The 25502-nt window shown below is 55.3% G+C and carries 22 protein-coding genes and 2 tRNA genes; 14 read left to right on the forward strand and 10 right to left on the reverse strand.

What is annotated here, in order from left to right:
• Positions 1-57: 57 nt before the first annotated feature.
• On the reverse strand, positions 58-906 hold the full coding sequence (locus KI614_RS03355; RefSeq protein ID WP_226407877.1) for an alpha/beta fold hydrolase: 849 nt from the start codon (positions 904-906) through the stop codon (positions 58-60).
• Positions 907-969: 63 nt separating this feature from the next.
• On the opposite strand from KI614_RS03355, the gene KI614_RS03360 reads away from it, so the two are divergent.
• The gene (locus tag KI614_RS03360) at positions 970-1917 is read left to right on the forward strand and encodes an MBL fold metallo-hydrolase (protein WP_413464188.1); all 948 of its coding nucleotides are present in this window, start codon (positions 970-972) and stop codon (positions 1915-1917) included.
• Here the strand turns inward: KI614_RS03360 and corA are convergent.
• From corA to KI614_RS03375, 3 genes are read right to left on the reverse strand one after another with little or no spacing between them, the layout of a single operon-like run.
• Positions 1914-2978 (reverse strand): magnesium/cobalt transporter CorA, encoded by a 1065-nt coding sequence (gene corA, locus KI614_RS03365; protein ID WP_226407881.1) that lies wholly within the window; start codon positions 2976-2978, stop codon positions 1914-1916. The two genes, KI614_RS03360 and corA, sit on opposite strands and share 4 nt — an antisense overlap.
• Before the next feature lie 2 nt (positions 2979-2980).
• Complete coding sequence (tcdA, locus tag KI614_RS03370; RefSeq protein WP_226407883.1) at positions 2981-3793, reverse strand: tRNA cyclic N6-threonylcarbamoyladenosine(37) synthase TcdA; 813 nt, start codon at positions 3791-3793, stop codon at positions 2981-2983.
• Positions 3745-4848 carry an HD domain-containing phosphohydrolase gene (locus KI614_RS03375; protein ID WP_226407885.1) on the reverse strand — a complete coding sequence of 368 codons (1104 nt, stop codon included), beginning with the start codon at positions 4846-4848 and terminating at the stop codon, positions 3745-3747. Before KI614_RS03375 ends, tcdA begins: the two co-directional genes overlap by 49 nt.
• Positions 4849-4990: 142 nt before the next feature.
• On the opposite strand from KI614_RS03375, the gene ispB reads away from it, so the two are divergent.
• From ispB to KI614_RS03390, 3 genes are all read left to right on the forward strand, one after another.
• Positions 4991-5959 carry an octaprenyl diphosphate synthase gene (ispB, locus tag KI614_RS03380; RefSeq protein WP_203468707.1) on the forward strand — a complete coding sequence of 323 codons (969 nt, stop codon included), beginning with the start codon at positions 4991-4993 and terminating at the stop codon, positions 5957-5959.
• A 17-nt stretch (positions 5960-5976) separates the two neighbouring features.
• Positions 5977-6053, forward strand: a tRNA-Pro gene (locus tag KI614_RS03385).
• A 511-nt stretch (positions 6054-6564) separates the two neighbouring features.
• Positions 6565-7467: a hypothetical protein gene (locus tag KI614_RS03390; protein ID WP_226407887.1), complete on the forward strand. Its 903-nt coding sequence runs from the start codon at positions 6565-6567 to the stop codon at positions 7465-7467.
• Between the two features lie 517 nt (positions 7468-7984).
• Here KI614_RS03390 and KI614_RS03395 read toward each other — a convergent pair.
• The 3 genes from KI614_RS03395 to KI614_RS03405 form a co-directional block, all read right to left on the reverse strand.
• Positions 7985-8488, reverse strand: coding sequence for an SHOCT domain-containing protein (locus KI614_RS03395; protein ID WP_226407889.1), 504 nt, complete (start codon positions 8486-8488; stop codon positions 7985-7987).
• 36 nt (positions 8489-8524) lie between these two features.
• The gene (locus tag KI614_RS03400; protein ID WP_226407891.1) at positions 8525-8959 is read right to left on the reverse strand and encodes a hypothetical protein; all 435 of its coding nucleotides are present in this window, start codon (positions 8957-8959) and stop codon (positions 8525-8527) included.
• Positions 8960-9105: 146 nt separating this feature from the next.
• Complete coding sequence (locus KI614_RS03405; RefSeq protein WP_226407894.1) at positions 9106-10086, reverse strand: tyrosine-type recombinase/integrase; 981 nt, start codon at positions 10084-10086, stop codon at positions 9106-9108.
• An 87-nt stretch (positions 10087-10173) separates the two neighbouring features.
• Here KI614_RS03405 and KI614_RS03410 point away from each other — a divergent pair.
• Positions 10174-10250, forward strand: a tRNA-Pro gene (locus KI614_RS03410).
• A 349-nt stretch (positions 10251-10599) separates the two neighbouring features.
• On the opposite strand, the gene KI614_RS03415 is transcribed toward KI614_RS03410, so the two are convergent.
• Positions 10600-10812 (reverse strand): hypothetical protein, encoded by a 213-nt coding sequence (locus KI614_RS03415; protein ID WP_226407896.1) that lies wholly within the window; start codon positions 10810-10812, stop codon positions 10600-10602.
• A gap of 268 nt (positions 10813-11080) precedes the next feature.
• Here KI614_RS03415 and KI614_RS03420 point away from each other — a divergent pair, with 268 nt between their 5' ends.
• Positions 11081-11848 (forward strand): alpha/beta hydrolase, encoded by a 768-nt coding sequence (locus KI614_RS03420; protein ID WP_226407898.1) that lies wholly within the window; start codon positions 11081-11083, stop codon positions 11846-11848.
• A gap of 146 nt (positions 11849-11994) precedes the next feature.
• Here the strand turns inward: KI614_RS03420 and KI614_RS03425 are convergent, their stop codons facing one another.
• Complete coding sequence (locus KI614_RS03425) at positions 11995-12957, reverse strand: LysR family transcriptional regulator (protein ID WP_226407900.1); 963 nt, start codon at positions 12955-12957, stop codon at positions 11995-11997.
• Positions 12958-13084: 127 nt separating this feature from the next.
• Here KI614_RS03425 and KI614_RS03430 point away from each other — a divergent pair, with 127 nt between their 5' ends.
• The 4 genes from KI614_RS03430 to KI614_RS03445 all read left to right on the forward strand — a co-directional run bounded on the left by KI614_RS03430 (position 13085) and on the right by KI614_RS03445 (position 17019).
• The gene (locus KI614_RS03430) at positions 13085-14233 is read left to right on the forward strand and encodes an iron-containing alcohol dehydrogenase (protein ID WP_226407902.1); all 1149 of its coding nucleotides are present in this window, start codon (positions 13085-13087) and stop codon (positions 14231-14233) included.
• Positions 14234-14251: 18 nt separating this feature from the next.
• Entirely contained in the window at positions 14252-15094 is an 843-nt protein-coding gene (locus KI614_RS03435; RefSeq protein ID WP_226407904.1) for a cupin domain-containing carboxymuconolactone decarboxylase family protein, read from the forward strand.
• 22 nt (positions 15095-15116) lie between these two features.
• A complete protein-coding gene (locus KI614_RS03440; protein WP_226407906.1) occupies positions 15117-16181 on the forward strand; it encodes an alpha/beta hydrolase in 1065 nt (354 codons plus the stop codon).
• Between the two features lie 643 nt (positions 16182-16824).
• A complete protein-coding gene (locus KI614_RS03445; RefSeq protein ID WP_226407908.1) occupies positions 16825-17019 on the forward strand; it encodes a hypothetical protein in 195 nt (64 codons plus the stop codon).
• 139 nt (positions 17020-17158) lie between these two features.
• Here KI614_RS03445 and KI614_RS03450 read toward each other — a convergent pair whose 3' ends face one another.
• A complete protein-coding gene (locus tag KI614_RS03450) occupies positions 17159-17824 on the reverse strand; it encodes a hypothetical protein (protein ID WP_226407910.1) in 666 nt (221 codons plus the stop codon).
• Positions 17825-18047: 223 nt separating this feature from the next.
• Between KI614_RS03450 and KI614_RS03455 the strand changes: the two genes are divergently transcribed.
• From KI614_RS03455 to KI614_RS03470, 4 genes are all read left to right on the forward strand, one after another.
• Entirely contained in the window at positions 18048-19613 is a 1566-nt protein-coding gene (locus KI614_RS03455) for a type I restriction-modification system subunit M (protein WP_226407912.1), read from the forward strand.
• Positions 19603-20913, forward strand: coding sequence for a restriction endonuclease subunit S (locus KI614_RS03460; RefSeq protein WP_226407914.1), 1311 nt, complete (start codon positions 19603-19605; stop codon positions 20911-20913). Before KI614_RS03455 ends, KI614_RS03460 begins: the two co-directional genes overlap by 11 nt.
• 154 nt (positions 20914-21067) lie before the next feature.
• A complete protein-coding gene (locus KI614_RS03465; RefSeq protein ID WP_226407916.1) occupies positions 21068-22153 on the forward strand; it encodes a Fic family protein in 1086 nt (361 codons plus the stop codon).
• A gap of 1 nt (position 22154) precedes the next feature.
• Positions 22155-25304, forward strand: coding sequence for a type I restriction endonuclease subunit R (locus KI614_RS03470; RefSeq protein WP_226407918.1), 3150 nt, complete (start codon positions 22155-22157; stop codon positions 25302-25304).
• Positions 25305-25502: the final 198 nt, after the last annotated feature.

Raw genomic sequence — 25502 nt, forward strand, 5'->3', positions numbered from 1 at the left:
TCGCTCTGGAGGCCACACAGACCCTCCGCTCTACCCTAGGGCAGCCTCCCAGATAAATCAGGGTATGGGATTCGATGGGTTTTCGATGAACTTTATAAGTTGTTCAGCGAAGAGTTCTCGTTGCCATTGATGTGGCGAATGGTCGGTGCCTTCATAAATATAAAGAATGGCATTCGGGATTTGCTTGGCAACGAAATGAGCGGTTTCTCGACTATAAAAATTGCTTTGGCCGCCATAAACCAGCATCGATGGAATGTCGATCGTTGAGAGCACTGTTCGATAATCCGCAGCGGTCAGGCTTTTCCAGCATTCAATCAAAGGGGCTGGATTTTGAGTCCGCAAGGATTGGCGGGATTTTTCCCAGCCGATAGCTCCGGCAAGATACTTTTCCCTGGCTCGCTCGTTCAAACCAAAGGCCGTTAATTTCAAGACGCCTTCAGCAAAATCTTCCTCAAGCCAAGTCATCATTTGATCGGCTTTTGATTGGTCGAATGCGCCGTATACGCCAAACTTCCAAGTGCTGTCGGTCAGTAGTTTTGGGGATTGATCGATAAAGCACAGCTTGCTCAGACGGGCGGTTCCGTGATCACGGATATATTGCCAAAGCGTTAAGGCGCCCATGGAGTGCCCAACTGCAGCTACACCCTTCAGTTGGTAATGGGTCATCATATTTTCCAGATCTCGTGCCATCCGCTCAGCCGTTGGTGCAGCTTTGCCCGAAATTTCATGACCGCCATGCCCTCTGGCATCCCAGCGATATACCCGGTGCTTCCTGTTGAGGGTTTCAAGGAAAGGGAACCACTCCTGGTGGCTGGACGTCCAGCCATGCAGCATGACGAGCGGCGTGCCTTCTCCGGATATTTTCACATGAATCTTGGCGCCATCGTCGGCAAAAAAATGGGACATGTCTGAGAACGGTGTTGTAGTCCGGGAAGTATAATCCGCCAATCAATACGCCAAGGTATGGAAATGTTCGATTTCAGAGATTACGGAAACGGAATTGTTGCCTTTGACGCAGGTTATGTCAGGCCAATTCTGGCTGCAATTCACATGGTCATCGAAGAGGGCCGCGTTGCTTTTATCGATACAGGTAGTAACGATGCTCTTCCGAATGCGCTGGCTGCTTTGGGGGCTGTCGGTCTTGATGCTGCCGCGGTCGACTACGTGATTTTGACGCATATTCACCTTGATCATGCCGGTGGTGCGGGTTGTCTGATGCAGGCATTCCCTAATGCCAAACTGGTGGTGCATCCACGGGGCGCCCGACACATGGCTGCGCCTGAAAAACTGGTTGCCGGGGTTTGTGCCGTGTATGGCCCGGAATACGTCCAGCGGGTTTATGGAGACATTATTCCTGTTGCCGCTGAGCGAATTATCGAGGCGGCAGATGGCCATACTGTGTCCTTGGCTGGGCGTCAGTTGATTTGCCTCGATACGCCGGGACATGCGCGCCATCATATTTGTATTGTTGATCAAAAAACCAGCGGCATCTTTACGGGAGACATGTTTGGTCTGTCCTACCGTGAGCTGGATGTTGATGGGCGTCAGTTCATCTTTCCAACGACAACGCCGACACAGTTCGATCCAGATGAGATGCGTCAGTCGATTCAGCGCTTGCTGGCCTGTGAGCCAGAAGCAATGTATTTGACGCACTACAGTCGAGTCGATCAGGTGTCTGAAAAGGGAGCTGAGTTGCTCCGGCACCTTGATGTGCTGATTGCACTTGCGCTCGCCGAAAAAGGCGCTGGCTCGCTTCGTCAGGTCAGAATCAAGGAAGCCATGACGGCTTATCTGTTGAGCCAGATTCGTGCTCACGGTTGTTGCCTGCCCGAGGCGACCTTGCTGGATATCTGGGGCACCGACCTTGAACTGAATGCTCAAGGATTGGTGGTTTGGCTGGACAGTCTGCCTGATTAAACCAGGCGGCGACGCCAGAAAAGTATCAGCATCACCACGGCGATGGCTGCCATCAAGCCTAGGGCATATAGGTAGCCACCGCCAAGCTCCAGCCAGGGCATGGTGCGAAAGTTCATGCCGAAGATGCCGGCGATCAGTGTGGCCGGCATAAAAATAGTCGCAACGACAGTCAGCGTTCGTACTTCGAGATTGACTCGATGGCTGACTGTCGTCAAGTAAACGTCAAGCAGCCCGCTGGCTTGGTCGCGGAGATCTTCAAGTGACTCCAGAATGTGTACCGTATGGTCATAGACATCGCGGATGTACAGGGCGACTTCCGGACGGAAAAAGTTGTCCGAATCCCGGTGGAGAAAGCCCAGAATTTCCCGCAACGGCTGAAGGTTGCGACGCAGTTGGGATACCGTCCGCTTGAACTGGTGAATTGCTTCAAGCGTTGATGGCTTGGCGTGCGACAAGATATCCATTTCCAGCTGCTCTGCGTGATCGTCCAGTTGCTCGATTACGGCAAAATAGCTGTCGACCACTGCGTCAATCAGGGAATAAGCCAGTGTGTCAGCCCCCCCTTTGCGCAGGCTTGAGTGCTCTGTCCGAATCCGTTGGCGGACTGGCTCAAAGGTCTGGGATTGTCGCTCCTGAAAACTGAGGACAAAATCATGCCCGAGTACCAGGCTGATTTGATCCTGCATCAGCTCCAGCTTGGGACTTTTTAGTTCATATCGGTGCAGAACCAGATAAAGGTAGTCGTCGTACGCATCGATTTTTTGCCGTTGAGCATTGTTCAGAATATCTTCCTGAACGAGCGGATGCAGGTTGAATGTTTGGCCGATTTCTTTCAGGTCATCGGCTTTCTGGATACCGTAAATATTGGCCCAGCGGAGTTTGAACGGGCGCGGTGCCGTCGCGAAGTCGTGGCTGCTGACCAAGGGCCGTTCGGCCAGTCCCCGGTCGTCGTAGTCGATCAAGGTGAAGCTGGTTTCCGGTATCTTGATTTCCCCGATATGAATCAGGGAGCCGGGAGGAAATCCAGCCTTGCTTGAGCGCAGTTTTTTCGGCTTTTTCACTTTTACTGGCCGATGATTAGCTCAATAGCCTGTGCGGCCGCCACCATACCGAATACTGACGTAACACAAACGGACGATCCAAATCCGGCGCAGTTGAGTCCTCTAGGGCTTGGTGTCGCTGCACAACTATCCGTGCTTTCCGGGTAGCGCAGCGGTTCTGTTGAGAAGACGGCAGGAACGCCAAATTTTTTGCCACCAGCTCGAGGAAAACCATGATCCCGACGCAATCCTGAGCGAACCTTCGCAAGCAGAGGGTCCTGAATGGTCTGACTCAGGTCGGCGACTTGAATTTTTGTTGGATCAGTCTGCCCCCCGGCCGCGCCTGCAACGACAATCGATTGTTTGTTGTCCCTGCAAAAAGCGACCATGGCTGTTTTGATACGCACCTGATCAATGGCATCAATGATGATGGAAAAATGCGGCAAGAGAATTTGAGCCATATTCTCAACCGTGACGAAGTCTTCAATGCACGTGACTTTGCATTCAGGGTTGATGGCCTGAATGCGCTCAGCCATGGCGTCGACCTTGGCTTTGCCATAGATCTCGCCGAGTGCATGAATCTGCCGGTTGGTATTCGATTCGGCCACCATATCGAGGTCGACCACGGTAATCTGCCCGATACCTGTTCTGGCGAGTGCTTCGGCACTCCACGAGCCAACGCCGCCAATGCCGACGATACAAACGTGTGCCTGGCGCAGTCGGTGTGCGCCTTCTTCCCCATACAGTCGTGCCACGCCACCGAAGCGGCGATCATGATCGATCGCCATCAAGCTTCGACCGTTTTGCGAATGACTGCGTTGAACGGTGCGATCCATTCAGGAGCAAATTGATTGTCGCAAGCGTTGATTTCCGCGATCGCCCGCAGTACCGAACGATTTTTGCCGCGATGAATGTGTTTGAGCATGACGGCCTCAAAGGCGTCGACGATGGCAATGATTTTGGCTCCGGGACAAATATCATTGGCTGCCAACTTGTTGGGGTAGCCTCCGGCGTCCGGCATTTCATGATGCTGTGCAACCATCTCTGCTGCAGCCTCCCAGCCTGGCATGCGCTGCAACAATCCTGCCGCGTAACCCGGGTGGTTGCGCAGGGATAGTTTGTCATCTGCAGTCATCTTGCCCATTTTCAGCCAGACGGCTTCAGGCAGGAGCATCATCCCGATATCGTGGAGATAAACGGCCGCCTCGAGTTGGACCGGATCTACCGCATCTCCGCCTGCCTTGTTGGTTTCCAGTGCGAGACGCAAAATTCGCATCGTTCGTCCCTTGAAGAGTGGCGAACGACTTTCCAGCTGCAAGGCCAGGGAGCGGAAAAAGTGCAAGTCAGAGGTGGCGTTTTTTTGTTCCGGTTTGGGCGTGGCGACTCGTGGGGCTCGGCTTGAAATATTGGCAATGACCGGAGGAAATCCGGTGACTGCTTCAATTAGTTCTGCGCAATGAGTGTCAACACTGTCTGCACTCGACAGCGCGAGCTTCTCTAGTCCCTGGATCAGGGCGAGTAGTTGAAGATGATCCACCGATTTACCCGACAGCAGGGCATCAGTAGCCAGTTCAAGTCGGTCGACGGCAAGCAGGATCAGTTCTGAAAGCAAATCGGAAAACAGAATTTCGCCTTCCCGAAACCGGGCCATCATTGTTTCGATCGGATGGGCAATGGCGACACCCAGTTCGAACTTGCAAAGGGAGGCATCGCCCTTGATGTTGTGGATGGCTCTGAACAGCTCAGCCGTAATCTCGCGATCTGCTGGTGTCTTTTTGAGGCGTGCTACATTGCGTTCAACTTCCGGGGCGCGATCCGTCAGTACTTCGGCAAACTCCTCAAGCGCATCGCGGTCCTGAACGACCGGTGCAATGATCAAGCGGATATCCATCTCTGCCTCCCTGTTGTTCGATTTTCAGGTGTCGAGTTTATCCCAAAGCGCTGATAAATAAGAGGGCGGAAGCGCCGGCGGCCTTGACTCCCCCCTTCATGGCACCTAAGATTTCGGGCTTCCCAAGAGAATCGCCCTTACTGTGACACTGGAACAGCTTTACGCCCTGATCGGGCCCGACATGAAGTCCGTGGATGCGGTTATCCGCGATCGCTTGCATTCCGATGTGGCCCTGGTCAGCCAGGTGTCCGAATACATCATCAACAGCGGTGGCAAACGCATGCGGCCGGCCTTGGTGTTGCTGGCTGCCGGTGCCATGGGTTATCAAGGGACGCGTCATCATGAAATGGCGGCTGTGGTTGAATTCATTCACACGGCTACGCTTTTGCATGACGACGTGGTCGATGAGTCAGCGCTGAGACGCGGCAGGGATACGGCAAATGCCATGTTCGGCAATGCAGCCAGCGTTCTGGTTGGAGATTTCCTCTACTCGCGCGCATTCCAGATGATGGTCTCGGTGGATAACATGCGCGTTATGCAAGTGTTGTCCGACGCGACCAATGTGATCGCCGAAGGTGAAGTCCTGCAGTTGATGAATTGCCACGACGCAGATGTCGACGAGGCGCGTTACATGCAGGTCATCCATTACAAAACGGCCAAGCTTTTCGAGGCGGCGGCTCAACTGGGCGCCATTTTGGGGCAGGCCACTCCCGAGGTGGAGAAAGCTCTGGCGGCTTATGGCATGCACTTGGGAACAGCCTTCCAGCTGATTGACGATGTGCTCGATTATTCGGGGCAGGAAGCCGATACAGGCAAGCATCTTGGTGATGACCTGGCTGAGGGCAAGCCGACATTGCCGTTGATTTATGCCATGCAGCATGGTTCACCGCAGCATTCGGCCAATGTGCGCAAGGCGATTGAAGAAGGTGGCCGTGACGATTTCCCGGCTGTTCTCGAAGCGATCCGTGCCAGCGGAGCTTTGGATCATGCCCGGGCGCGGGCACGTCAGGAAGCCGAGCTCGCAAGATCATCAATTTTTTGCTTGGGGGCTTCACCTTTTAAGGAAGCTCTGCTACAATTGTCCTCCTTCGCAGTTGAGAGAAATCACTAGATTCTTTCGGTTGCATTCGGAGTGTAGCTCAGCCTGGTAGAGCACTGCGTTCGGGACGCAGGGGTCGCAAGTTCGAATCCTGTCACTCCGACCAAGTATGGTCGAAAAAAGCCTTGAGAAATCAAGGCTTTTTTCTTTTGTGGCCTCGGTATTGCTTCAAGTAGTGGCTGCAATCGTCTCTTTGCTGATCACATCCTGTGTGATCAAAGTGTGATCACGCACTAGCAGTCAAATACGACTGCCTAAATTCAGCCTATCACGGTCCGGCTACCGTGCACAAGTGGTCTGCTTGTCTGCTATTCCCTCTAGCCTCGCTCCTGTAATTCCGCCTGCATTCGCGTCTGAATCCACTGCGCTCATGCGAAATCCCCTCCGTGCCCGTCGGTGCACTAGCCGCCCCCATGCCCCTCCCCGTTGTGGCCGGATTCCGTACCCGCCCTGTGATTAGAGTTGCATGTAACGGATAAAGAAACCTCGCAAGCATCTTTGTCTAATTCATAACAATCCCACTGTTTTCTGTGTCTTGGTCATTGGTCCATCCCTCGCTGAAGGGATTGCGGCTAGGGCTGGGTGCGAGCCAGTGACCAACACACAGGAAATCGATCATGCAACATAGCAACGAATTTGAGGATGCAATGGCAAGCATCTATATGTCTGACACCTTTGATCCCGCTGAGACAGTTCCTATATTTCTCCCTTCCAATCTTTCTCCCGAAATGCGAGAAATAATCGCGGAAGTGGTAAGGACATCGCCAGACATGCGCATCTCGAACCCAGATGCTCCTTGGGAGGGGGGTGATATTGTTCAAGAGCCTCGTATTGCTACAGTTCAGCAGAAAAGCCTTGCAGAGATGCCCGAGAAGGCAGCGCTGAGCCAAGCGCTGACACGCCAACAAATTATGGCCAAGCGGCAGAAAGCTGTACGTGAAGCCAACTCAGAATGCTGGAGCGCCCTAAGGGCACAGGGTTTCAAGTCACAGCAGCACACTGAAAATGACTTTGTGCAAGTAATCGTGAGATTGCTAGACCTACAACTAGATGGTGTAACCCAAAGTATCAGTGCTCTGTTAAAGGGTGTGTTTCCGGACGCTCCAGAGAAGGCTAAAAGTATCAGGGGGAGCAATAGGGCTGAGCGATGGAAGGCTGCATACAGTTCGGATGTTGTGCGGAACCACCCTGTGGAGATAGCTATGCGAGCGATTTATGGCAGGGTAGGTATGAACCAGAGAGCTTCTGCTGTGAGCTTTGGGGCGAGCTTAAGTATCCATGTGGCATTGTTCAAAGGTTGCGACCGGATCGCAAAGCTCGAAGCCCGTTTGCAATTGCCTGAGCAACAGATGCAGGCTACAAAGCAACGGGAAGCTCTTGCGGACACCGGTGCCCTCACGCCAAAGGAGATGGTGCTAACCCTTTACAAAAAAGAGCTTGGGCCGACCGTGATCGCAAAGCAGCTGGGTATGAATTTGGAGCGGGTACGGTCAATTATCGCGCGTTCCAAAAGGACCTGAAACGGAATTCAGGAAGGGGGCAAGGGAGGGTGCAAATGCACCCGGTTTTTAGGGTCGATTTCTATTACTACGTAAGTAAATATTTAGAAACCTTCCTTGCTATCCAGTCTTCCTGTTTTCGATCTGAACCGCCTGAGTGCAGGTTGTATTAGTGTTTTGCTATATAAGCCATGTAAGCGTTTCCAGAGGCTTTCTGTGCCTCGGGTGAACATTGCCCCGCCCCCCGGCACGAAACCCCGCTGAGAGCCCGGCAGGTGCCTTTGTGGTCATTCCTGCTGTTCCCCGTTCTGGAGATTCTTGCCAACGCTTGGGGGGGGCTTCCAAAGCTGCATTAGCGTTCAGTTATGGATTGCTCATGCGCGGGTGTCTCCATTCCCGATGCTCTGCTAAACGCCCCCCGCAGCCCCTCTGGGGCCATCCTGAGCGGTCGGGTAGACCTGCCCAAGACAACCCCTTCGGGCTGTATAACCCCCCGCCAGAGCGCCTTGCAGCAGTCAATATGGCAGGGGGGCGAGGATTAGTTCTCGTTCAGTATCTTGGCCTTCTCTGAGTCAAACTCAGCAGAGGTGATTACCCCGCCATCAAGCAGCTTTTTTAGATCGGTGAGCCGTTGATACCGTGTGTCCGCGAGTGACTTATTTGATGGCCTATCTAAGCATACGAACACAAGCTCGCAGCGAGGGAAGTTCCCCAGAATATACGGAGGCACAGCCCTACGCTCTTGAAGGTGTTTAGGCTTCTTGTCTTGTTGAGAGCAGTACCTTTCAGCTTGCCCTGCTACGTACTCGCACAGCGAATCTTGAGAGACAAAGCCGGTTGCACCTTTGGTGTATGCCCTGTATTTCTCCGCCCCAGTTTTGTCTGTATCAAGTTCGATGATTTCGCCCGTGAATACAGCGTTATCAAACTCAGAAGTGCTTGTGCTGACCTTTTGGATTGGAGGTGTACTAGAACACCCGTAAAGGCCCGGCACAATCAGCGCCACACAAATCGAAAATCTTGTCCATAGCGATAAGTTCATGTGAATCCTCTTGTAGCAGATACGCGATCTGACTCTTTAGCGGCCAAAGCGCTGCATAAAATCCCTCAGGTCTCTTTGCGGATTTACCCCCATCAGCGCGACGATCATTAGCGCCCCAACCTGCCGGGCAGGGACATCAGACAAACTGGCTGACCCGACAACATCCACAACATTGGGTAGCGCGGATTCCAGCCATTCATTGACCACGCTTACGGGATTTTCTCTTCTCAACCCTACGGATAATTCCCTCGATGCTGCTGCCGAAAGCGCCCCAAACCCCTCTGCCATATGAATGGATTGAATCAAGAATGCTCTTGCCATCCCGCCCTTGTCAGGCATTTGACTTGCTGTATAGAGCGCTAGCCAAGCTGGAAAATCAATTAGACACTGCTGATTAAACCTATTTACGTCTCGCTTAAAGAAAAGGACGAGAACAACCAACAATAAAACGCCACCAATCAAATACCCCATTCCCTGTAACTCCCGTATCAACAACAGAATATCGAGCCCTAACGCCCGCAAGACCATTCGCTCGTGCTTCCGCTATCTGTTTCTATTGCGTAAGCCTCGAAGGATTTCGATTATTCCATGTATCAAGACCTGCCGATTGTCATAGATCATCTAATGGCAAGCTTTTTCGCCAGATCGCCAGCGTCAATTGATACATACCGTTGAAGCATGTTCGCTGTCGTGTGGCCTGAGACGCTGCGTAGTTCCAAGATATTCAAGCCTAGCCTTGCTAGCCGGGTGAGCGCATCGTGTCGTAGGTCGTGGAACGTGAAGTCTTGAATGCCAGCCCTTGCTACTGCACGTGCATACGCTTGCTTTAATGTCTCGATAGTTACGGGGAATACGTGACCTTCAAGGCTACGCGGTAGCGACCTCAGCATTGATACGCAAGCAGGGGATAGCGGAATGGTACGGCTACCGGTTTTCCCTGAAACCTTGGCTACCTTCCGTTCAAGGTCAACATCGCGCCATGTGAGTGCAAGGATTTCGCCTCGCCGTGCTGCTGTCTCAAGAGCGAATACAACAACGGGTTTTATCCAAGGGCTCTGACACTGAGCGCAGGCAGTAACCAAGGCTTGCCGCTGGGTGTCGTTTAATACCCTGTCTCTGGCCTTGTTGGGAGTGGGCTTGCGGATCAGGCTCACAGGGTTGCTATGGAGACCAAAACCCCACTCCCGAATCGCCACGCTGAAGACATGACCCAGTAGTTGCAACTCACGGGTTACTGTACTGCCCGATACTTCAGTCAAGCGTTCATCCCGCCAGTGGGCCAACGTCTTGCCGGTGATAGCGGCTACTGTGTACTTCGCCAATGCAGAGCGACACAGGGCATTGATGCGGGTGGTCTCCACCTCGGCACCCCGCTTGGTGATACTGATTTCCTTTGAGTACCGCTTCAGGAGGTCTCTCAAGGTGGTCTGCTCGGCTTCAGTCCGATCTACCCACTGACCGGCATCAATAAGCCTTTCCTGTTGTCTTCCCCACTTCTCTGCATCCTTGCGGAGGTCAAAGGTTTTGGATTGGGCCGGATGGCCCTTACGCCGGATGATGCATTGCCACTTGTCACGCATGGGCCGAATGGTTGCCATGTTCTGAACTCCAATGTGATCGGAGTGTGATCAAGCTAGGGGAGGGTTTCCCGTGAAGAGTTGCAACTACTTGAATTGGCAAGGGTTCGGAGTGTAGCTCAGCCTGGTAGAGCACTGCGTTCGGGACGCAGGGGTCGCAAGTTCGAATCCTGTCACTCCGACCATTAATTTGGTTGTGATTCAAGCGGTTAGGCCATCCCTCGGGGTGGCCTTTTTGCTTTGTACGGAAACTGTACGGAAATTCATTGATTGCACAAGTCTTTATTTTCGTCTTTGTTGCAGTGCATTCAGACGTAGCTTGTTCGCCTCTTTGGTAGGCACTGCCTTCATTTTTTGTGGCTGGTGTTCTAGATTCCGCGCTCTACTGTCTACTGCAGTGGTAGTCGGTGTGCAGTGCCGATTAATATGCGCGACGCGGTTCAGGCGTCACTGAGCCAATTGGAACCCATCAGGAACGTGGTGTGCCAAATTAGCGAAGATGCAAGCAAAGCTGGTGCCGACAACTGCGGGCCGTCAGTCCTTCGGAAGAGAGCGACGAATCCTTCCAAATTCTCCGGAGGCATCGACAAACCACTGGCAACTTGCTTTTGGGCCAATTTTTTGAAATCGCTCAAGGTCAGACCTGAACTCACGGTGGTATCTGGCTTCTCTGATCATTCCGCGAATGTGCAGGCAGGTCCCCGAAAGCAGGATGCCGACAAGTGTGATTTCAATGGCATATTCCATGGTCGGCATCTGTATTTTTGGCAAACAAACAATTCTACATTGGCTGACCTTGAGGCGCCCGTACTCCATAAGCCTGTCTACTCGCCGAAATCATCTAGAAAGTGAATGGCCTGTTAGGGGGCGCTTTAAGACGAATGGCACAATCAAAAGCAAGCCGCTGGAGGACAGAGCATTGGTTCAGCAAGCGACCCGAGGTTACCCCAGAATTGAGTAGCGCCTGACTTTAGGGTCCAATCCACCATGACAATCAGCGATAGAGAGTATTGCGATGAAAGCCTGGTTTGCAGCATTAGTGTTGTCCGTCTTCGCGATGTGTTGCAAAGCCGAAGGTACGTTGTTCAAGGTCCCGACTCGGGACGGCGTTACCACGACCTTGTTCTGGGAAACTGTTCCGAACGCCAAAGCGACAATGTTCTTGTTTCCAGGTGGCGGTGGTGGTTTTGGCAAGGTGGAAAACGGCAAGGCCATGAGCAATAACTTCCTGGTTCGCTCTGAACCTTATTTCATCGTCAACGGGTTTAACGTGGCTATCTTCGGACGGCCCAGCGACACCGAAGAACTCGACTATCCTGATCGGATCAGCGATACGCACATAATGGACGTTCGCAAGGTGCTAGAGTTCGTGAAGACAAAATCAGATGTGCCGGTTTGGGTGGTCGGTACTAGCCGGGGAACCATTTCTGCGACCGCTACGGCCATCAATCTGCAGAACAGCATTGCCGGGGTGGTATTGACCTCCAGCGTAGTCAATTACAAGAAAGTGGGCGCGGTTCCGAAACAGGATTTGGCGGCAATCAGGGTTCCTGTTCTTGTAGTGCATCACAGCAGGGATGAATGTGTGCTGTGTCGTCCCTACGAAGTACCGGCTATTTTGCGTGGGCTAACTAATGCGCCCGTGAAGAAGGAAATTATGGTCGATGGCGGGGGGAATCCGAGCGGGGATGTTTGTGCTGCACTACATTGGCATGGGTATCCGGGTATGGAGCAGGAGGCTGTTAATCTAATCTCGAACTGGATTAACGCGCCTAGGGATTGAGCGGGCTTTCCAAGTCCGCTCCTCGGTGCGCAAAGCAGACTTAAAAGGCAATGCTTAGCAATGGCGGTTTTGGCCGAAATCCGGCCTGATGCCAGCGGCAACAAGCAGTTGGTCGGCCTTTGCTGACGTTCCAAAAACAATCGGAATCAGGCTGCAATGTGCCGGTTAGCAGCCGCAGCTGCCAACTCATCCCGGCTCAGTACATAGTCACTGCTGTTTCCAAGCCGCTCCACTGCCAGATCAATAAAGCGCCTTACCCGGGCCGGTTGGGCCTGGCGGCTGCCGTAGTAGATGAACATCTGATAACTGTCAGTCATATGTTCAAGCAGTAAGGGAACAAGGCGTCCATTGCGGATCATAGAAATGGCGGTGGGCACCGCGATCTGGGCAATGATTTCGCCAGCCAGGGTGGCATGCAGTTCCAGTTGCTCGTCATTGGTGCAAAAAGCCGGATGAATCGGGTGCTCCTGCTCGCCACCATCCACCCGTACCCGCCAGGGCACGACCCGACCATTGTCCGAACGGCGAAATGCGCTACAGCGGTGGGTGGTCAGTTCGTCGAGGCTGCGCGGGGTGCCATGTTTGCGCAGATAGCTTGGTGCCGCGCAGATCACCATCTGCATGGGAAACAGCGGGCGCGCGATCAGTCCCTCCTCCGGTGAAGAACCCAGGCGAAAACCCACGTCGACACGCTCCTCAACCCAGTTGCTTCGCCGATCGTCCAGCTGAATGTCCGGTTCTACCTCGGGATAAAGACGACAGTATTCCTCCAGCACAGGACTAATGACCGCCAGGGAAACCGAACGCGGGCCGACAATGCGCAACGGTCCCGCCAAATCTTCCCGGGTTTGGCGCGCGCCATTCAGCGCCTGTTGCAGACCGAGCAGCGATGGCTGGACTGCTTCAAAAAAACGCTGCCCCTCCTCTGTCAGGGACATGCTGCGGGTCGTGCGGTGAAAGAGCCTGACGCCAAGATGCTGCTCCAGTTGCCCCAGGACCTTGCTGGCCGCCTGGGGAGAGATCTGCTGGACAGCGGCCGCCTTGCTCAGACTGCCTGTTTCCACGGTACGGATGAATGTGGTGATGGAGCGCAATTCGTTGATGGGCATCGGTCTGTTCGCTCAATTAACATCTATTGGTTGTAAATAATACAAACTATTTGGCGCTAGTTAGATGTTTCTCTGGGAACTAAAGTTCGGTCATCGCGTGTGACGCAACTTCTTCAGGAGAACATTCATGGACAACTTCACTTTCTTCAATCCCACCAAGGTCGAGTTCGGCAAGGACAAGGAACAGGCCATCGGCCAGCATCTGGCCGAGCATGGCGTCAAAAAGGTGCTGCTGACCTACGGCAGTGAGCGCATCAAGCGCGACGGTCTCTTTAGCGTCGTCAGCAAGAGCCTGAGCGAGCGTGGAATCCAGTTCGTGGAATGCGGAGGCATCGTTAGCAACCCGGTGATTTCCAAAGTGCGCGAAGCCATCACCCTGGCCCGCAGCCAGCAGGTCGATGCTGTTCTGAGCGTCGGCGGCGGCTCCGTGCTGGATAGTTCCAAGGCCATTGCCGCAGGCGTGCGATATGACGGGGATGTGTGGGATCTGTTCATCGGCAAGGCCAGCATCGACAGCGCTCTGCCGATATTCGACATCCTCACCTTGGCCGCCACGGGCAGCGAGATGAACAGCGGGGCCGTGGTCACCAATGAGGCCACCCAGGAAAAGTTCGCCATCCAGTCGGTGCATACCTTCCCCAAGGTCTCCATCGTCAATCCGACCCTGATGCAGACGGTGTCCCGGGACTACCTGGTGTATTCCGCCGCTGACATCATTGCCCACTCCATTGAGGGCTATTTCACCGCCACAGTTCAGCCCAGAATTCAGTCCCGCCTAGTGGAATCCGTCATCTCCACGGTGATGGAGACCACGGAAGCGCTCCTGGCCACTCCGAACGACTACAACGCCCGCGCCGAATTCGCCTGGGCCGCCACTCTGGCCCTCAACGGCATCACCTACGCCGGCACTTCGGGCTTCGGTTATCCCAACCACATGATCGAGCACTCCCTGTCTGCCCTGTTCAACGTGCCCCACGGTGCCGGCCTGTCGGTGGTGATGCCGGCCTGGATGAAGTGGTACCACAGCCGCAATCCAGCCCAGTTCGAACGCTTCGCCCAGCAGATCTTCGGCCTGAAGACGGCGGCAGAAGGCATTGCCGCCCTGGAAAAGTGGTTCGATAAGATCGGCACCCCCACCCGCCTCTCCCAGTTCGGTATTACCGCTGCCGAACTGCCGGCCATCCTCGACAACCTGCAGGGCAATGCACAGTGGTTTGGCCTGGCCGAAACCTATACCCAGGATGTGCTGGCCGACATTCTGAAGCGCGCCCTCTGAGTACATCGGGAGACGGCCATGAAAAATCTGATTGCTACTGTTACCACCGCAGGACTGATTGTCGGCAGCGCCCTGGCCGAAGAGCCCCAGGGTGTCCAGGTTACCCGGGTAGGCAGCCAGACCACTGTGGCTGGACCGGCCAGCTATTTCACTGGAAACGTTCGTGTTGATGGGCGCTTTTCCGGTACCGGGGGTGCCCGTGTCAGTGGGGCTACGGTGAGCTTCGATCCCGGTGCCCGCACGGCTTGGCACACCCACCCTCTGGGCCAGACCCTGATTGTCACGGCAGGCACCGGACGGGTTCAGCACTGGGGTGGCCCGGTGCAGGTCATCCAGGCGGGTGACACGGTCTGGATTCCCCCCGACGTAAAGCACTGGCACGGCGCCGCACCAACCTCAGTCATGACGCACATCGCCATCGCCGAAGCTCTGGATGGGAAGGTGGTTGATTGGCTGGAACAGGTCAGCGAGGACCAGTACAAAACCGAAGACGTTACTGCTAACAAGAGCATTGCCCAGGGTTCCAGCGCCTCGCCTTCAGCCGACAAACCTTCCAGAGCCCAACAGCTGTTCGGGGGTGTGGCTCCGAAGTTCGCTGAACTGACAGACACCGTGCTCTACGCCGACATCTGGGAACGCCTAGAACTGTCCAAACGGGATCGTAGCCTGGTCACCGTGAGTGCACTGATTGCACTCAATCGCCCAGATCAACTCCGCTCACACCTGAACCTGGCTCGCCAGAACGGTGTGACCCAGGCAGAGCTGGTCGAAACCATCACGCATCTGGCTTTCTATTCGGGTTGGCCCAATAGCGTCACGGCAGCGACTGTGGCCAAGGAAGTTTTTTCGCCCGCCAAGTAAGCGGGTTACTGGAGCAAATGACATGAAATCCACAGGCCTTCCCTCAATCCTGCTGGCCGCAAGCCTTGGTGCCTTGTCCGGTGCCACCGGTGCTGCCGACTACAAACAGAACCCCTTTACCCTCACCTACCAGGGGGCCCTTACCGAGAACCGCCCGGGCCAGGTGAGTATCCATCCAGTTACCTACAAACTGCACGGTCTCGACATTGTCGCGAATGTCTACACCCCCGCCAACTACGGTAAGGGCAACGGCGGCAAGAGCTACCCAGCCGTGGTGGTGGCCCATCCCAATGGAGGGGTCAAGGAACAGGTTGCCGGCCTGTATGCCCAGCGTCTGGCGGAACAGGGCTATATCACCATCACCGCCGATGCCGCCTACCAGGGCGGTAGCGGTGGCCAGCCCCGCAACGTGGACAAGCCGGCTTACCGGATCGAAGACATCCACGGCATGGCTGATTTCATCAGCCAGTATGCAGGGGTCGATGCCAGCCGTTTGGGTCTGCTCGGCATTTGTGGTGGCGGGGGCTATTCCCTGTCTGCTGCGCAAACAGATAAGCGCTTCAAGGCGCTTGCGACCATCAGCATGTTCAATTCCGGGCGCGTGCGCCGCAATGGTTACGTGGATTCGCAACTGAACACGATCCAGACCCGCCTGCAGCAGGCCAGCGAGGCCCGCGCCCAGGAAGCAGCCGGTGGCCCGGTACGCTATTCCGGGGATGCCAATCTGACGGATGAGCAGATCGCCAAACTACCCTTTGATCTGTACCGGCAGGGCTACGAGTATTACTGGAAGACCCATGCCCACCCCAACTCGACCTTCAAATACACCACGAGCAGTCTGCTGGACCTGATGCGCTTTGACGCCACCAACCAGATCGAGCTGATCAACCAGCCCCTGCTAATGATCGCCGGCAGCAAGGCCGACAGCCTCTACATGACCGAGGATGCCTACGCCAAGGCCACGGGAACGAAGGATAAGGAGTTGTTCCTGCTCCAAGGGGCCACGCATATCGAAACCTACTGGAAGCAGCCCTACCTGAATCAGGCGGTGGAAAAGCTGACTCACTTCTACGGCAAGTCCCTTTGATTTGAGATCACTGGAAAAGGAACCAGTCATGACCCGCTCAACATTTGATGCGCAACGACGCAAATTCATCAACACCTCCATGGCGGTCGCTTCCGGCATCGCCGTTTCGGGGGGGCTTGGCAACCGATGCTAAGGCCCAGTCGCTGGCCGGTTCGGGCCGTGCAGTTCCCAAGGCGGCTATCGACCAACGTAACCGATGCAAGCTCGGGCAGTTGAGATGTGCGTGATTTGCTAAGCCCTGATCTACCTGATGGCCAGATTGCATGGGTGAGTCAGAAGGCGCTGTAGGCTAAACGACATCTAGCGCTGAAAGCTGCTGAAACCCTAGTGCAAATGTTTTTGCCGGGGATGGAAGAGTTTCTTCGCGTGATGCCAAATTACATTGCAAGATCCTGTTTGTTTTCACCCGTGGTGCGCGGTCGAAAGAAGATCCACACTGGATCAGTTTTGGTAAGCAGGGGTGATGCCGAGATCAAGTTCTGGGGCGAGCAATTGGAAGAAGCTAAAGCGGATGTCTGGATGCAGGTAATCTATGAGGTGACTGGCATGCCGCAGGGGGGGGGCTGTAGTAGCCTCTCGCGCCTCGTTCCTCGAGGCAGGCCGCGATACCGGCAAGTCCCAATACGAATCGTTGCATAGGACGATGCAGGCACTCTCATTAAAGCAGGCTGGCAAACATAAGCTCGCAATTGGCCAGGTCCGCACTCTGCATTCAGTCGATGGCTTTGATTTCGACCATCGTACAGAAAACTGTGGCCGGAATCTCGATGCCAGAGATTTTTTCGTTGTTGATCGTCGCTTGCAACCTAAATTGGTGCGTGTCCTTGGTGTTGATTGATGTTGATCCACGTGAATTCATGTTTCTTAACGTCATTCCTCGTTGTTTCGAATCGTTCTGCATGATTTTCGCGGGCGCGAAAATGTTTAGGAAGTCTAGGGCCGGATAGGTGTCGACGCGGCTATCTGGTACAAGTGGCTTATGCGAATTCCCATGCAAGTTGTTGTGGTCCTTCTTCTCCAATGGCAATTCTAGTTAGGCCGCGCGCAACGGTGGGTATGAAGTTGTTGTCGATGGTCTGAATACGGTCAAACAACGATGGCTGGCGTTTCATGTGTTGTCCGGTTGCGGTCATTTTGCTCCGTACGGTAGAGGCCACGAGTCGGAGATGGTTGGCCAGTCTCTCCAATTCCCAGTCAAATCGGTCCAGCAGAATTACATACGCCGATGCTTGCGAATAACTGTGCTTGACCAGTTCGAGGGGGGCAACGTGTTCCTGATCAAGCTCGATGCGAATTGCAGGGTCAAATTGCTCCGGTGCGGCAAGAAACCAGGCCAAGCGGTTAACTGCAAACTCGGAATCCTCAGAATCCCAGCCCTTGTCGAGCTTCACAGCGAATCGAATATGTTTTTCCGCAAAGCGGATGAGCTTGCAGTGGAGCCATGCTAAAACAAGTTCCTGATCATCGTGATTCGAGAAGTCAACGGCGAAACCTCGTTTTCGTCTGATCTCATCAGCGATGAGCCAAGCTTCGGAATATACGTCATCTACGGTGTAGTCCCCTCGGCTCCTGCCTGCAATGTTGCGTAGATTGATCCTTCGAGATGTCAGAAAGGTCATGAAGGAATTGGCGGTGGAGGTCATTTGGCGTCGCTCGGTCTGGATAAGGAATATGACAAATCAAGCAATCTCCATTCCAGAAGTGCGATGGTGCAAGCTGGTTTAATGTGCCAATCTGGTAGAGCGCCGTCTGATTTTCCTTCCCGCTAAAATTCGACCAGCAACAGAGCTTGCGGGTGACATTGGCGGATTGATCAGCGTCAATCCATAATGCCGGCCTAATCGCATCAACGACAAAGCCCACTCAATGCTGGATGACATCAAGAAGACCCTTTGGGCCACCGCCGACAAGTTGCGCGCCAACATGGACGCAGCCGAATACAAGCACCTCGTTCTCGGCCTGATCTTCGTCAAATACGTTTCCGATACCTTCGCTGCCCGTCGTGCCGAACTGACCCGGCGCTTTGCCGATGAGTCCGACGACTATTTCCTGCACGATTGCGACGATGAACTGCTCGCCGCCGAGCTGGAAGACCGCGACTACTACCGCGAGGTCAATGTCTTCTGGGTGCCGGAGTCGGCCCGTTGGGAAGCTATCCGTGCCGCCGCCAAGCAGCCGGACATCGGCAAGCGCATCGATGACGCGCTGAACATCATCGAAGTTGAAAATCCCAAGCTCAAGGGCATCCTCGATAAGCGCTACGGCCGTGCCCAGTTGCCGGATGGCAAGCTCGGCGAGCTGGTCGATCTGGTGTCCACCATCGGCTTCGGCGATGACCCAGGCAAGGCGCGCGACGTGCTCGGCCAGGTCTATGAATATTTCCTCGGCCAGTTCGCCAGCGCCGAAGGCAAGAAGGGCGGCCAGTTCTACACGCCGGCCAGCATCGTCAAGACCCTGGTTGCCGTGCTCGCCCCTCACCACGGCAAGGTTTACGACCCCTGCTGCGGTTCCGGCGGCATGTTCGTGCAGTCCGAGAAGTTCATCGAGGCGCACGGCGGCAAGATCGGCGACGTTTCCATTTACGGTCAGGAATCGAATCCGACCACCTGGCGCCTTGCCGCCATGAACCTGGCCATTCGCGGCATCGACTTCAACCTCGGCCGCGAACCCGGCGACACTTTCACCCGCAACCAGCACCCGGATCTGCGCGCCGACTTCATCCTCGCCAATCCGCCGTTCAATATCAGCGACTGGTGGCATGCCAGTCTGACCGGCGACCCGCGCTGGGAATATGGCCAGCCGCCGGCCGGCAACGCCAACTACGCCTGGCTGCAGCACATGCTCTACCACCTGAAGCCCAACGGCCGCGCCGGCATCGTGCTCGCCAACGGCTCGATGAGCTCCAGCCAGAACAGCGAAGGCGACATCCGCCGCGCCATGGTCGACGCCGACGTGGTCGAAGTGATGATCGCCTTGCCCGGCCAGCTCTTCTTCAATACCCAGATTCCCGCCTGCCTGTGGTTTCTTGCCCGGCAGAAGCAAACCCGGCAGGGCGAAGTGCTGTTCATCGACGCCCGCAAGCTAGGCAGCATGATCAGCCGGGTGCAGTCGGAACTGACCGATGAGGTTATCGCCCGCATCGCCGACACGGTAGCCGCTTGGCGCGGTCAACCGGAAAAAACGGCCAAAAATGAACTCTATTTCGACATCCCCGGCTACTGCCGCAGCGTCAAACTGGCCGAAATCACCGAACATGGTCATGTCCTGACGCCGGGCCGTTACGTTGGTGCCGAAGAGGTCGAGGACGACGACGAAGCTTTTGCTGACAAGATGCAGAAGCTCACCGAGCAACTCGGCGAGCAGATGGCGAAAGGGGCGGAACTTGATGCCTTGATTCGCCAGAAGCTTGGGGGGCTAGGGTATGAGTTTTAAGGCCGGAACCTACCGAATTGAGGAGTTGATTTCTGCCGGCCTAATGGAAATCGGAGACGGTTACCGGGCAAAAAACAGTGAACTTTCTGATCAAGGTATTCCCTTCGCACGGGCAGGAAATATCAACGACGGATTCAAATTTGCATCTGCTGATTTATTCCCGGTGAACTCGCTCTCCAAAGTAGGGAGCAAACTCAGTCGTCCCGGTGATGTTGTCTTTACGTCAAAAGGGACCGTTGGTCGCTTTGCGTTAGTGCGGGATCAAACGCAGCAGTTTGTATACTCACCTCAACTTTGTTTTTGGCGCTCGCTGGCGCCGAATAGATTGTTGCCGGAATATCTTTACTACTGGATGAACAGCGCAGAGTTCTTTAATCAGGTTGCTTACCTGAAAGGTCAGACCGATATGGCTGACTACGTCAGCTTGCGCGACCAGCGAAGAATCACGGCAACAATTCCTGACACCACAACTCAGCGATTTATCGTTGATGTTGTAAAGCCTCTCGACGACCGCATCACCTTGTTGCGCGAAACCAACGCCACCATGGAAGCCATCGCACAGGCGTTGTTCAAATCGTGGTTTGTCGATTTCGACCCCGTGCACGCCAGGCAACAAGGCCGCGCACCGGATGGCATGGACGAAGCCACTGCCGCGTTCTTTCCCGACAGCTTCGAGGAGTCGGAACTGGGCTTGGTGCCGAGAGGATGGCGGGTTGGCGCATTATCGGACTTGGTGCACCAACACAAAGGGTCACTCAATCCCTTGAGCCACCCGGATATTTTTTTTGAGCATTACAGCTTGCCGGCCTTCGATTCCGGGCAAATGCCGGTAATTGAAGCTGGTTCGGAAATCAAGAGTAACAAGACTTCTGTTCCACCCCGCGCGGTTCTGCTCTCAAAACTGAATCCGCATATTTCCCGCGTATGGATGCCGGCGTCAGCCGGCGCGACGGCAGTTTGCTCAACCGAATTTCTGGTGTTTACCCCCGCTGGCGGTGCATCTAGGGAGTTTGTGTATTGCAGCTTTTCTGCACCAGAGTTTCAGCAGTTGCTCTGCCAACTGGTCACCGGTACATCGAACAGTCATCAACGTGTGAAGCCTGATGGTGTTTTGTCGATGCGGCGTATTGTTCCCCCTCCGTCTGTGCTGGAGAGTTTTGAGGCGGCTACACGTCCAGTGTTTGAACGTATTGGCCATAATCGACAACAAGCCCAAAACCTCGCCTCCCTCCGCGACACCTTGCTTCCTCGCTTGATTTCCGGCCAGTTGCGCCTGCCGGAAGCAAATTCAGTCTCGTAATCCGGTATTAAAGCCGGTTTTAATACCGGCGCAAGACGTGCATAAAAAATGACGATTTTTATACACGTCCTGCTGGATATGTATAAAAATGTCGATTCCTTAAACATGTCCCGGTCGACGTGCATGGAGAATCCGTTTTCCTATACACGAGACCATGCGCCCGCCTGTTGCCATGACTGCCTTGCCTTCCCTTGAAACGCTGAATGCTGCCCGCTTCGATACGCCGGCCATCCTGAAATGCCTGGCCAGCGCCAGCCGTGCCTTGGCTGAGCTGAAAGGGGTTGCGGCGTCGATTCCGAACCAGGGCATCCTGATCAATACGCTAGGCTTGCAGGAGGCCAAGGACAGTTCGGAAATCGAGAACATCGTTACGACTCACGATGAGTTGTTCAAGGATGATGTGTTGCCGGAGGCTTTCGCCAATCCGGCGGCCAAGGAGGTGTTGCGCTACCGGCAGGCGCTGCATCTTGGCTATCGGCAAGTCCGTGAGACTGGCCTGATTACCGCCAACCGCATTGTCGACATCCAGGCTGAGTTGGAGCGCAACAACGCCGGTTTTCGCAAACTGCCGGGCACGGCGCTGAAAACCGGGGCGGGGGAAACGGTCTATACCCCGCCACAAGACCCCGCCGAAATTGTTGCACTGATGAGCGAGCTGGAACGCTTCATCAACGACGGCGAGCGTTTCGCGGTCGACCCTCTGATACGGATGGCGCTGATTCATCACCAGTTCGAGAGCATCCATCCCTTCTACGACGGCAATGGCCGTACCGGGCGCATCCTGAATGTGCTCTATCTGGTCAAGGAAGGGCTGCTTGATGTGCCGGTGCTCTACCTCTCTCGCCACATCGTGCGTACCAAGGCGGATTATTACCGCCTGCTGCAGGCGGTGCGCGACGCCGACGCCTGGGAGGAGTGGGTGCTGTACATGCTCGAAGTTGTGGAACAGACCTCCAGGCAGACGATTCAGACCATCCATGCGATCAAGGATGCGCTGTTCGACTACAAGCACCGTATTCGCGCCGACTACAAGTTCTACAGCCAGGACCTGATCAACAACCTGTTCATGCACCCCTATACCAAGATCGAGTTCATCGAACGCGACCTCGACGTCTCGCGCCTGACCGCCAGCAAGTATCTGGATGCCCTGGATGCCGGCGGCTTCGTGCAGAAGAACAAGATTGGGCGCAGCAATTACTACGTGAATGTGGCGTTGAACCGCATTCTGCTGGGTAGTTGAAATGACTGAAGACCAACTCGAACAGGAAGCACTGGGCTGGCTGCTAGAGGCAGGCTACGAGACACTGTTTGGCCCGGACATCGCCCCGGACGGCGAACACCCGGAGCGCGCCGATTACCTGCAGGTGCTATTGCCCTTCCGCTTGCGCGAGGTGATTCACCGCCTGAACCCGGACATCCCTACCGCCGCCAAGGAAGAAGCGCTTAAACAAGTGCTGGATCTCGGCATCCCGGCCTTGCTTTCGGCCAATCGCCATTTCCACAAATTGTTGGTGGGCGGCGTGCCGGTGGAGTACCAGAAAGAGGGCGAAACGCGTGGCGATTTCGTTCGCCTGATCGACTGGAGCAACCCGGCCAAGAACCGCTGGCTGGCAGTCAATCAGTTCTCCATCAAAGGGCCGCACCATACCCGCCGGCCGGATGTGATCCTGTTCGTCAATGGCCTGCCGCTGGTACTGCTGGAGTTGAAGAACCCGGCCGATGAGAAGGCCGACATCTGGAAAGCCTACGACCAGATTCAGACATACAAGGAACAGATCCCCGATGTGTTCCAGTACAACGAGCTGCTGGTCATTTCTGACGGCAGCGAGGCGCGGCTGGGTTCGCTTTCCAGCAATGCTGAGCGCTTCATGCAGTGGCGGACGATCGATGGCCTGACGCTTGACCCGCTGGGCCAGTTCAACGAGCTGGAAACGCTGATTCGTGGCGTCTTGGCGCCAGCGCAATTGCTCGATTACCTGCGTTTCTTCGTGCTGTTCGAGGATGACGGCGGGCTGGTCAAGAAAATTGCCGGCTATCACCAGTTCCATGCGGTGCGGGCAGCGATCAACCAGGTGGTGGTGGCCTCGCGCCCCGGCGGCACGCACAAGGGCGGTGTCGTCTGGCATACGCAGGGCAGCGGCAAGAGCATCACGATGACCTGCTTTGCCGCGCGGGTGATGCAGGAAACAGCGATGGAGAACCCGACCATCGTCGTCATCACCGACCGCAACGATCTGGACGGGCAGTTGTTCGGCGTGTTTTCGCTGGCCCAGGATTTGTTGCGCGAGCAGCCGGTGCAGGCCAACACCCGGCAGGACTTGCGCGCAAAGTTGGGCAACCGTCCATCCGGCGGCATCGTCTTCGCAACTATCCAGAAATTCATGCCGGGCGAGGATGAGGACACCTTCCCTGTGCTCTCCGAGCGCAGCAACATCGTGGTGATTGCCGACGAAGCGCACCGGACGCAATACGGTTTCAAGGCCAAGCTGAAGACGATCAAGGCGCCCAGAGCTGCTGCCAACGACGCACAGGCGCTTAAAGTGGCCGAGCCCACGGCGGAGTATCAAACCAGCTTCCAGGTGGGCTACGCGCAGCATTTGCGCGATGCCTTGCCCAATGCCACCTTTGTAGCTTTTACAGGCACACCGGTTTCGTCGGAGGACCGTGATACGCGCGCCGTGTTCGGCGACTACATTCACGTCTACGACATGCAGCAGGCCAAGGAGGATGGGGCGACGGTCGCCATATACTTCGAGTCGCGCCTGGCCAAGCTGTCGCTGAAGCAGGAAGAACTGCCGCAGATTGACGACGAGGTCGACGAGCTGGCCGAGGACGAGGAAGACAGCCAGAAGGCGCAACTGAAGAGCAAATGGGCGGCGCTGGAAAAGGTGGTCGGCGCCGAGCCGCGCATCGCCAGCGTGGCCGGCGATCTGGTCGCTCATTTCGAAGAGCGTAACAAGGCGCAAAGCGGCAAGGCTATGGTCGTCGCCATGAGTCGCGAGATCTGCGTCCATCTCTACAATGAGATCGTCAAGCTGCGCCCGGAATGGCATGACGCCGACCCGGAAAAGGGCGCAATCAAGATCGTGATGACCGGCTCAGCCAGCGACAAGGCATTGCTCCGGCCGCACATCTACAGCGGCCAGGTCAAAAAACGGCTGGAGAAGCGTTTCAAAGACCCTGCCGACCCGTTGCGCCTGGTGATCGTGCGCGACATGTGGCTGACCGGCTTCGATGCGCCCTGCGTCCATACGCTCTACGCCGACAAGCCGATGAAGGGCCACAACCTGATGCAGGCCATTGCGCGGGTCAATCGGGTGTTCAAGGACAAGCAGGGTGGGCTGGTGGTGGACTACATCGGCATCGCCAATGAACTGAAAAGCGCCTTGCGGGAATACACCAACAGCAACGGGCGCGGCCGGCCGACGGTGGATGCCGCCGAAGCCTATGCCGTGCTGGCAGAGAAACTCGACATTCTGCGCGGCCTGCTGCATGGTTTCGATTACAGCGATTTCCTGAGCGCCGGCCACAAACGGCTGGCCGGTGCTGCCAATCATGTACTGGGGCTGAAAGACGGCAAGAAGCGTTTCGCCGATACGGCGCTGGCCATGAGTAAGGCTTTCACGCTGTGCTGCACGCTGGATGAAGCCAAGGCGGTGCGCGAGGAGGTGGCCTTCCATCAAGCCGTGAAGGTGATCCTGACCAAGCGTGACCTGAGCCAGAAAAAGCGCAGCGACGACGAAAAGGAACTGGCAATCCGCCAGATCATCGGTTCGGCGGTGGTTTCGGAAGAGGTTGTCGATGTCTTCGATGCGGTAGGCCTCGACAAGCCGAACATTGGCATCCTCGATGACGACTTCCTGGCTGATGTTCGCAGTCTGCCCGAGCGGAATCTGGCGGTTGAGCTACTGGAGCGGCTGCTTGAAGGTGAGATCAAGAGCAAATTCGCCAGCAATGTCGTGCAGGAACGGAAGTTTTCTGAGCTGTTGAGCAACGTTATCAAGCGTTATCAGAACCGCGCCATCGAAACGGCACAAGTCATCGAAGAACTGATCGAGATGGCCAAGAAGTTCCGGGCTGCAGCGAATCGCGGTGAAGAGCTGGGCCTGAGCAACGACGAGGTTCGTTTCTACGATGCGCTGGCCGACAACGAGTCAGCGGTGCGCGAGCTGTCGGATGAGACGCTGAAGAAAATTGCCCACGAGCTGACCGAAAACCTGCGTCAGAACATTACGGTGGATTGGTCTGCGCGAGAAAGTGTTCGGGCGAAGCTGCGGTTGATGGTTAAGCGAATTCTCCGCAAGTACAAGTATCCGCCGGATCAGCAGGAGACTGCAGTGGAATTAGTGTTGCAACAGATGCAGACTCTTGGGGAGGAATGGGCTTGTTGAATTATCGGACAGTAAAACCTGGTGGCGACGCGGCATTAGTGGCTTAATAAGTTCCAATTCTCACCCTGGAGCGATACAAGAACTGGGTTAGATGGATTACTTGGATATCTCGTTTGACCGTCCATCTGGCTTTCGATGGCTTGGAACGATGCATTGACAGAATGGGGGGGAAGTGTGGATTCCCCTCTTTTTTCGGGC

The sequence above is a fragment of the Dechloromonas denitrificans genome (genome assembly GCF_020510665.1).
GTDB classification, from domain to species: Bacteria; Pseudomonadota; Gammaproteobacteria; order Burkholderiales; family Rhodocyclaceae; genus Azonexus; species Azonexus denitrificans_B.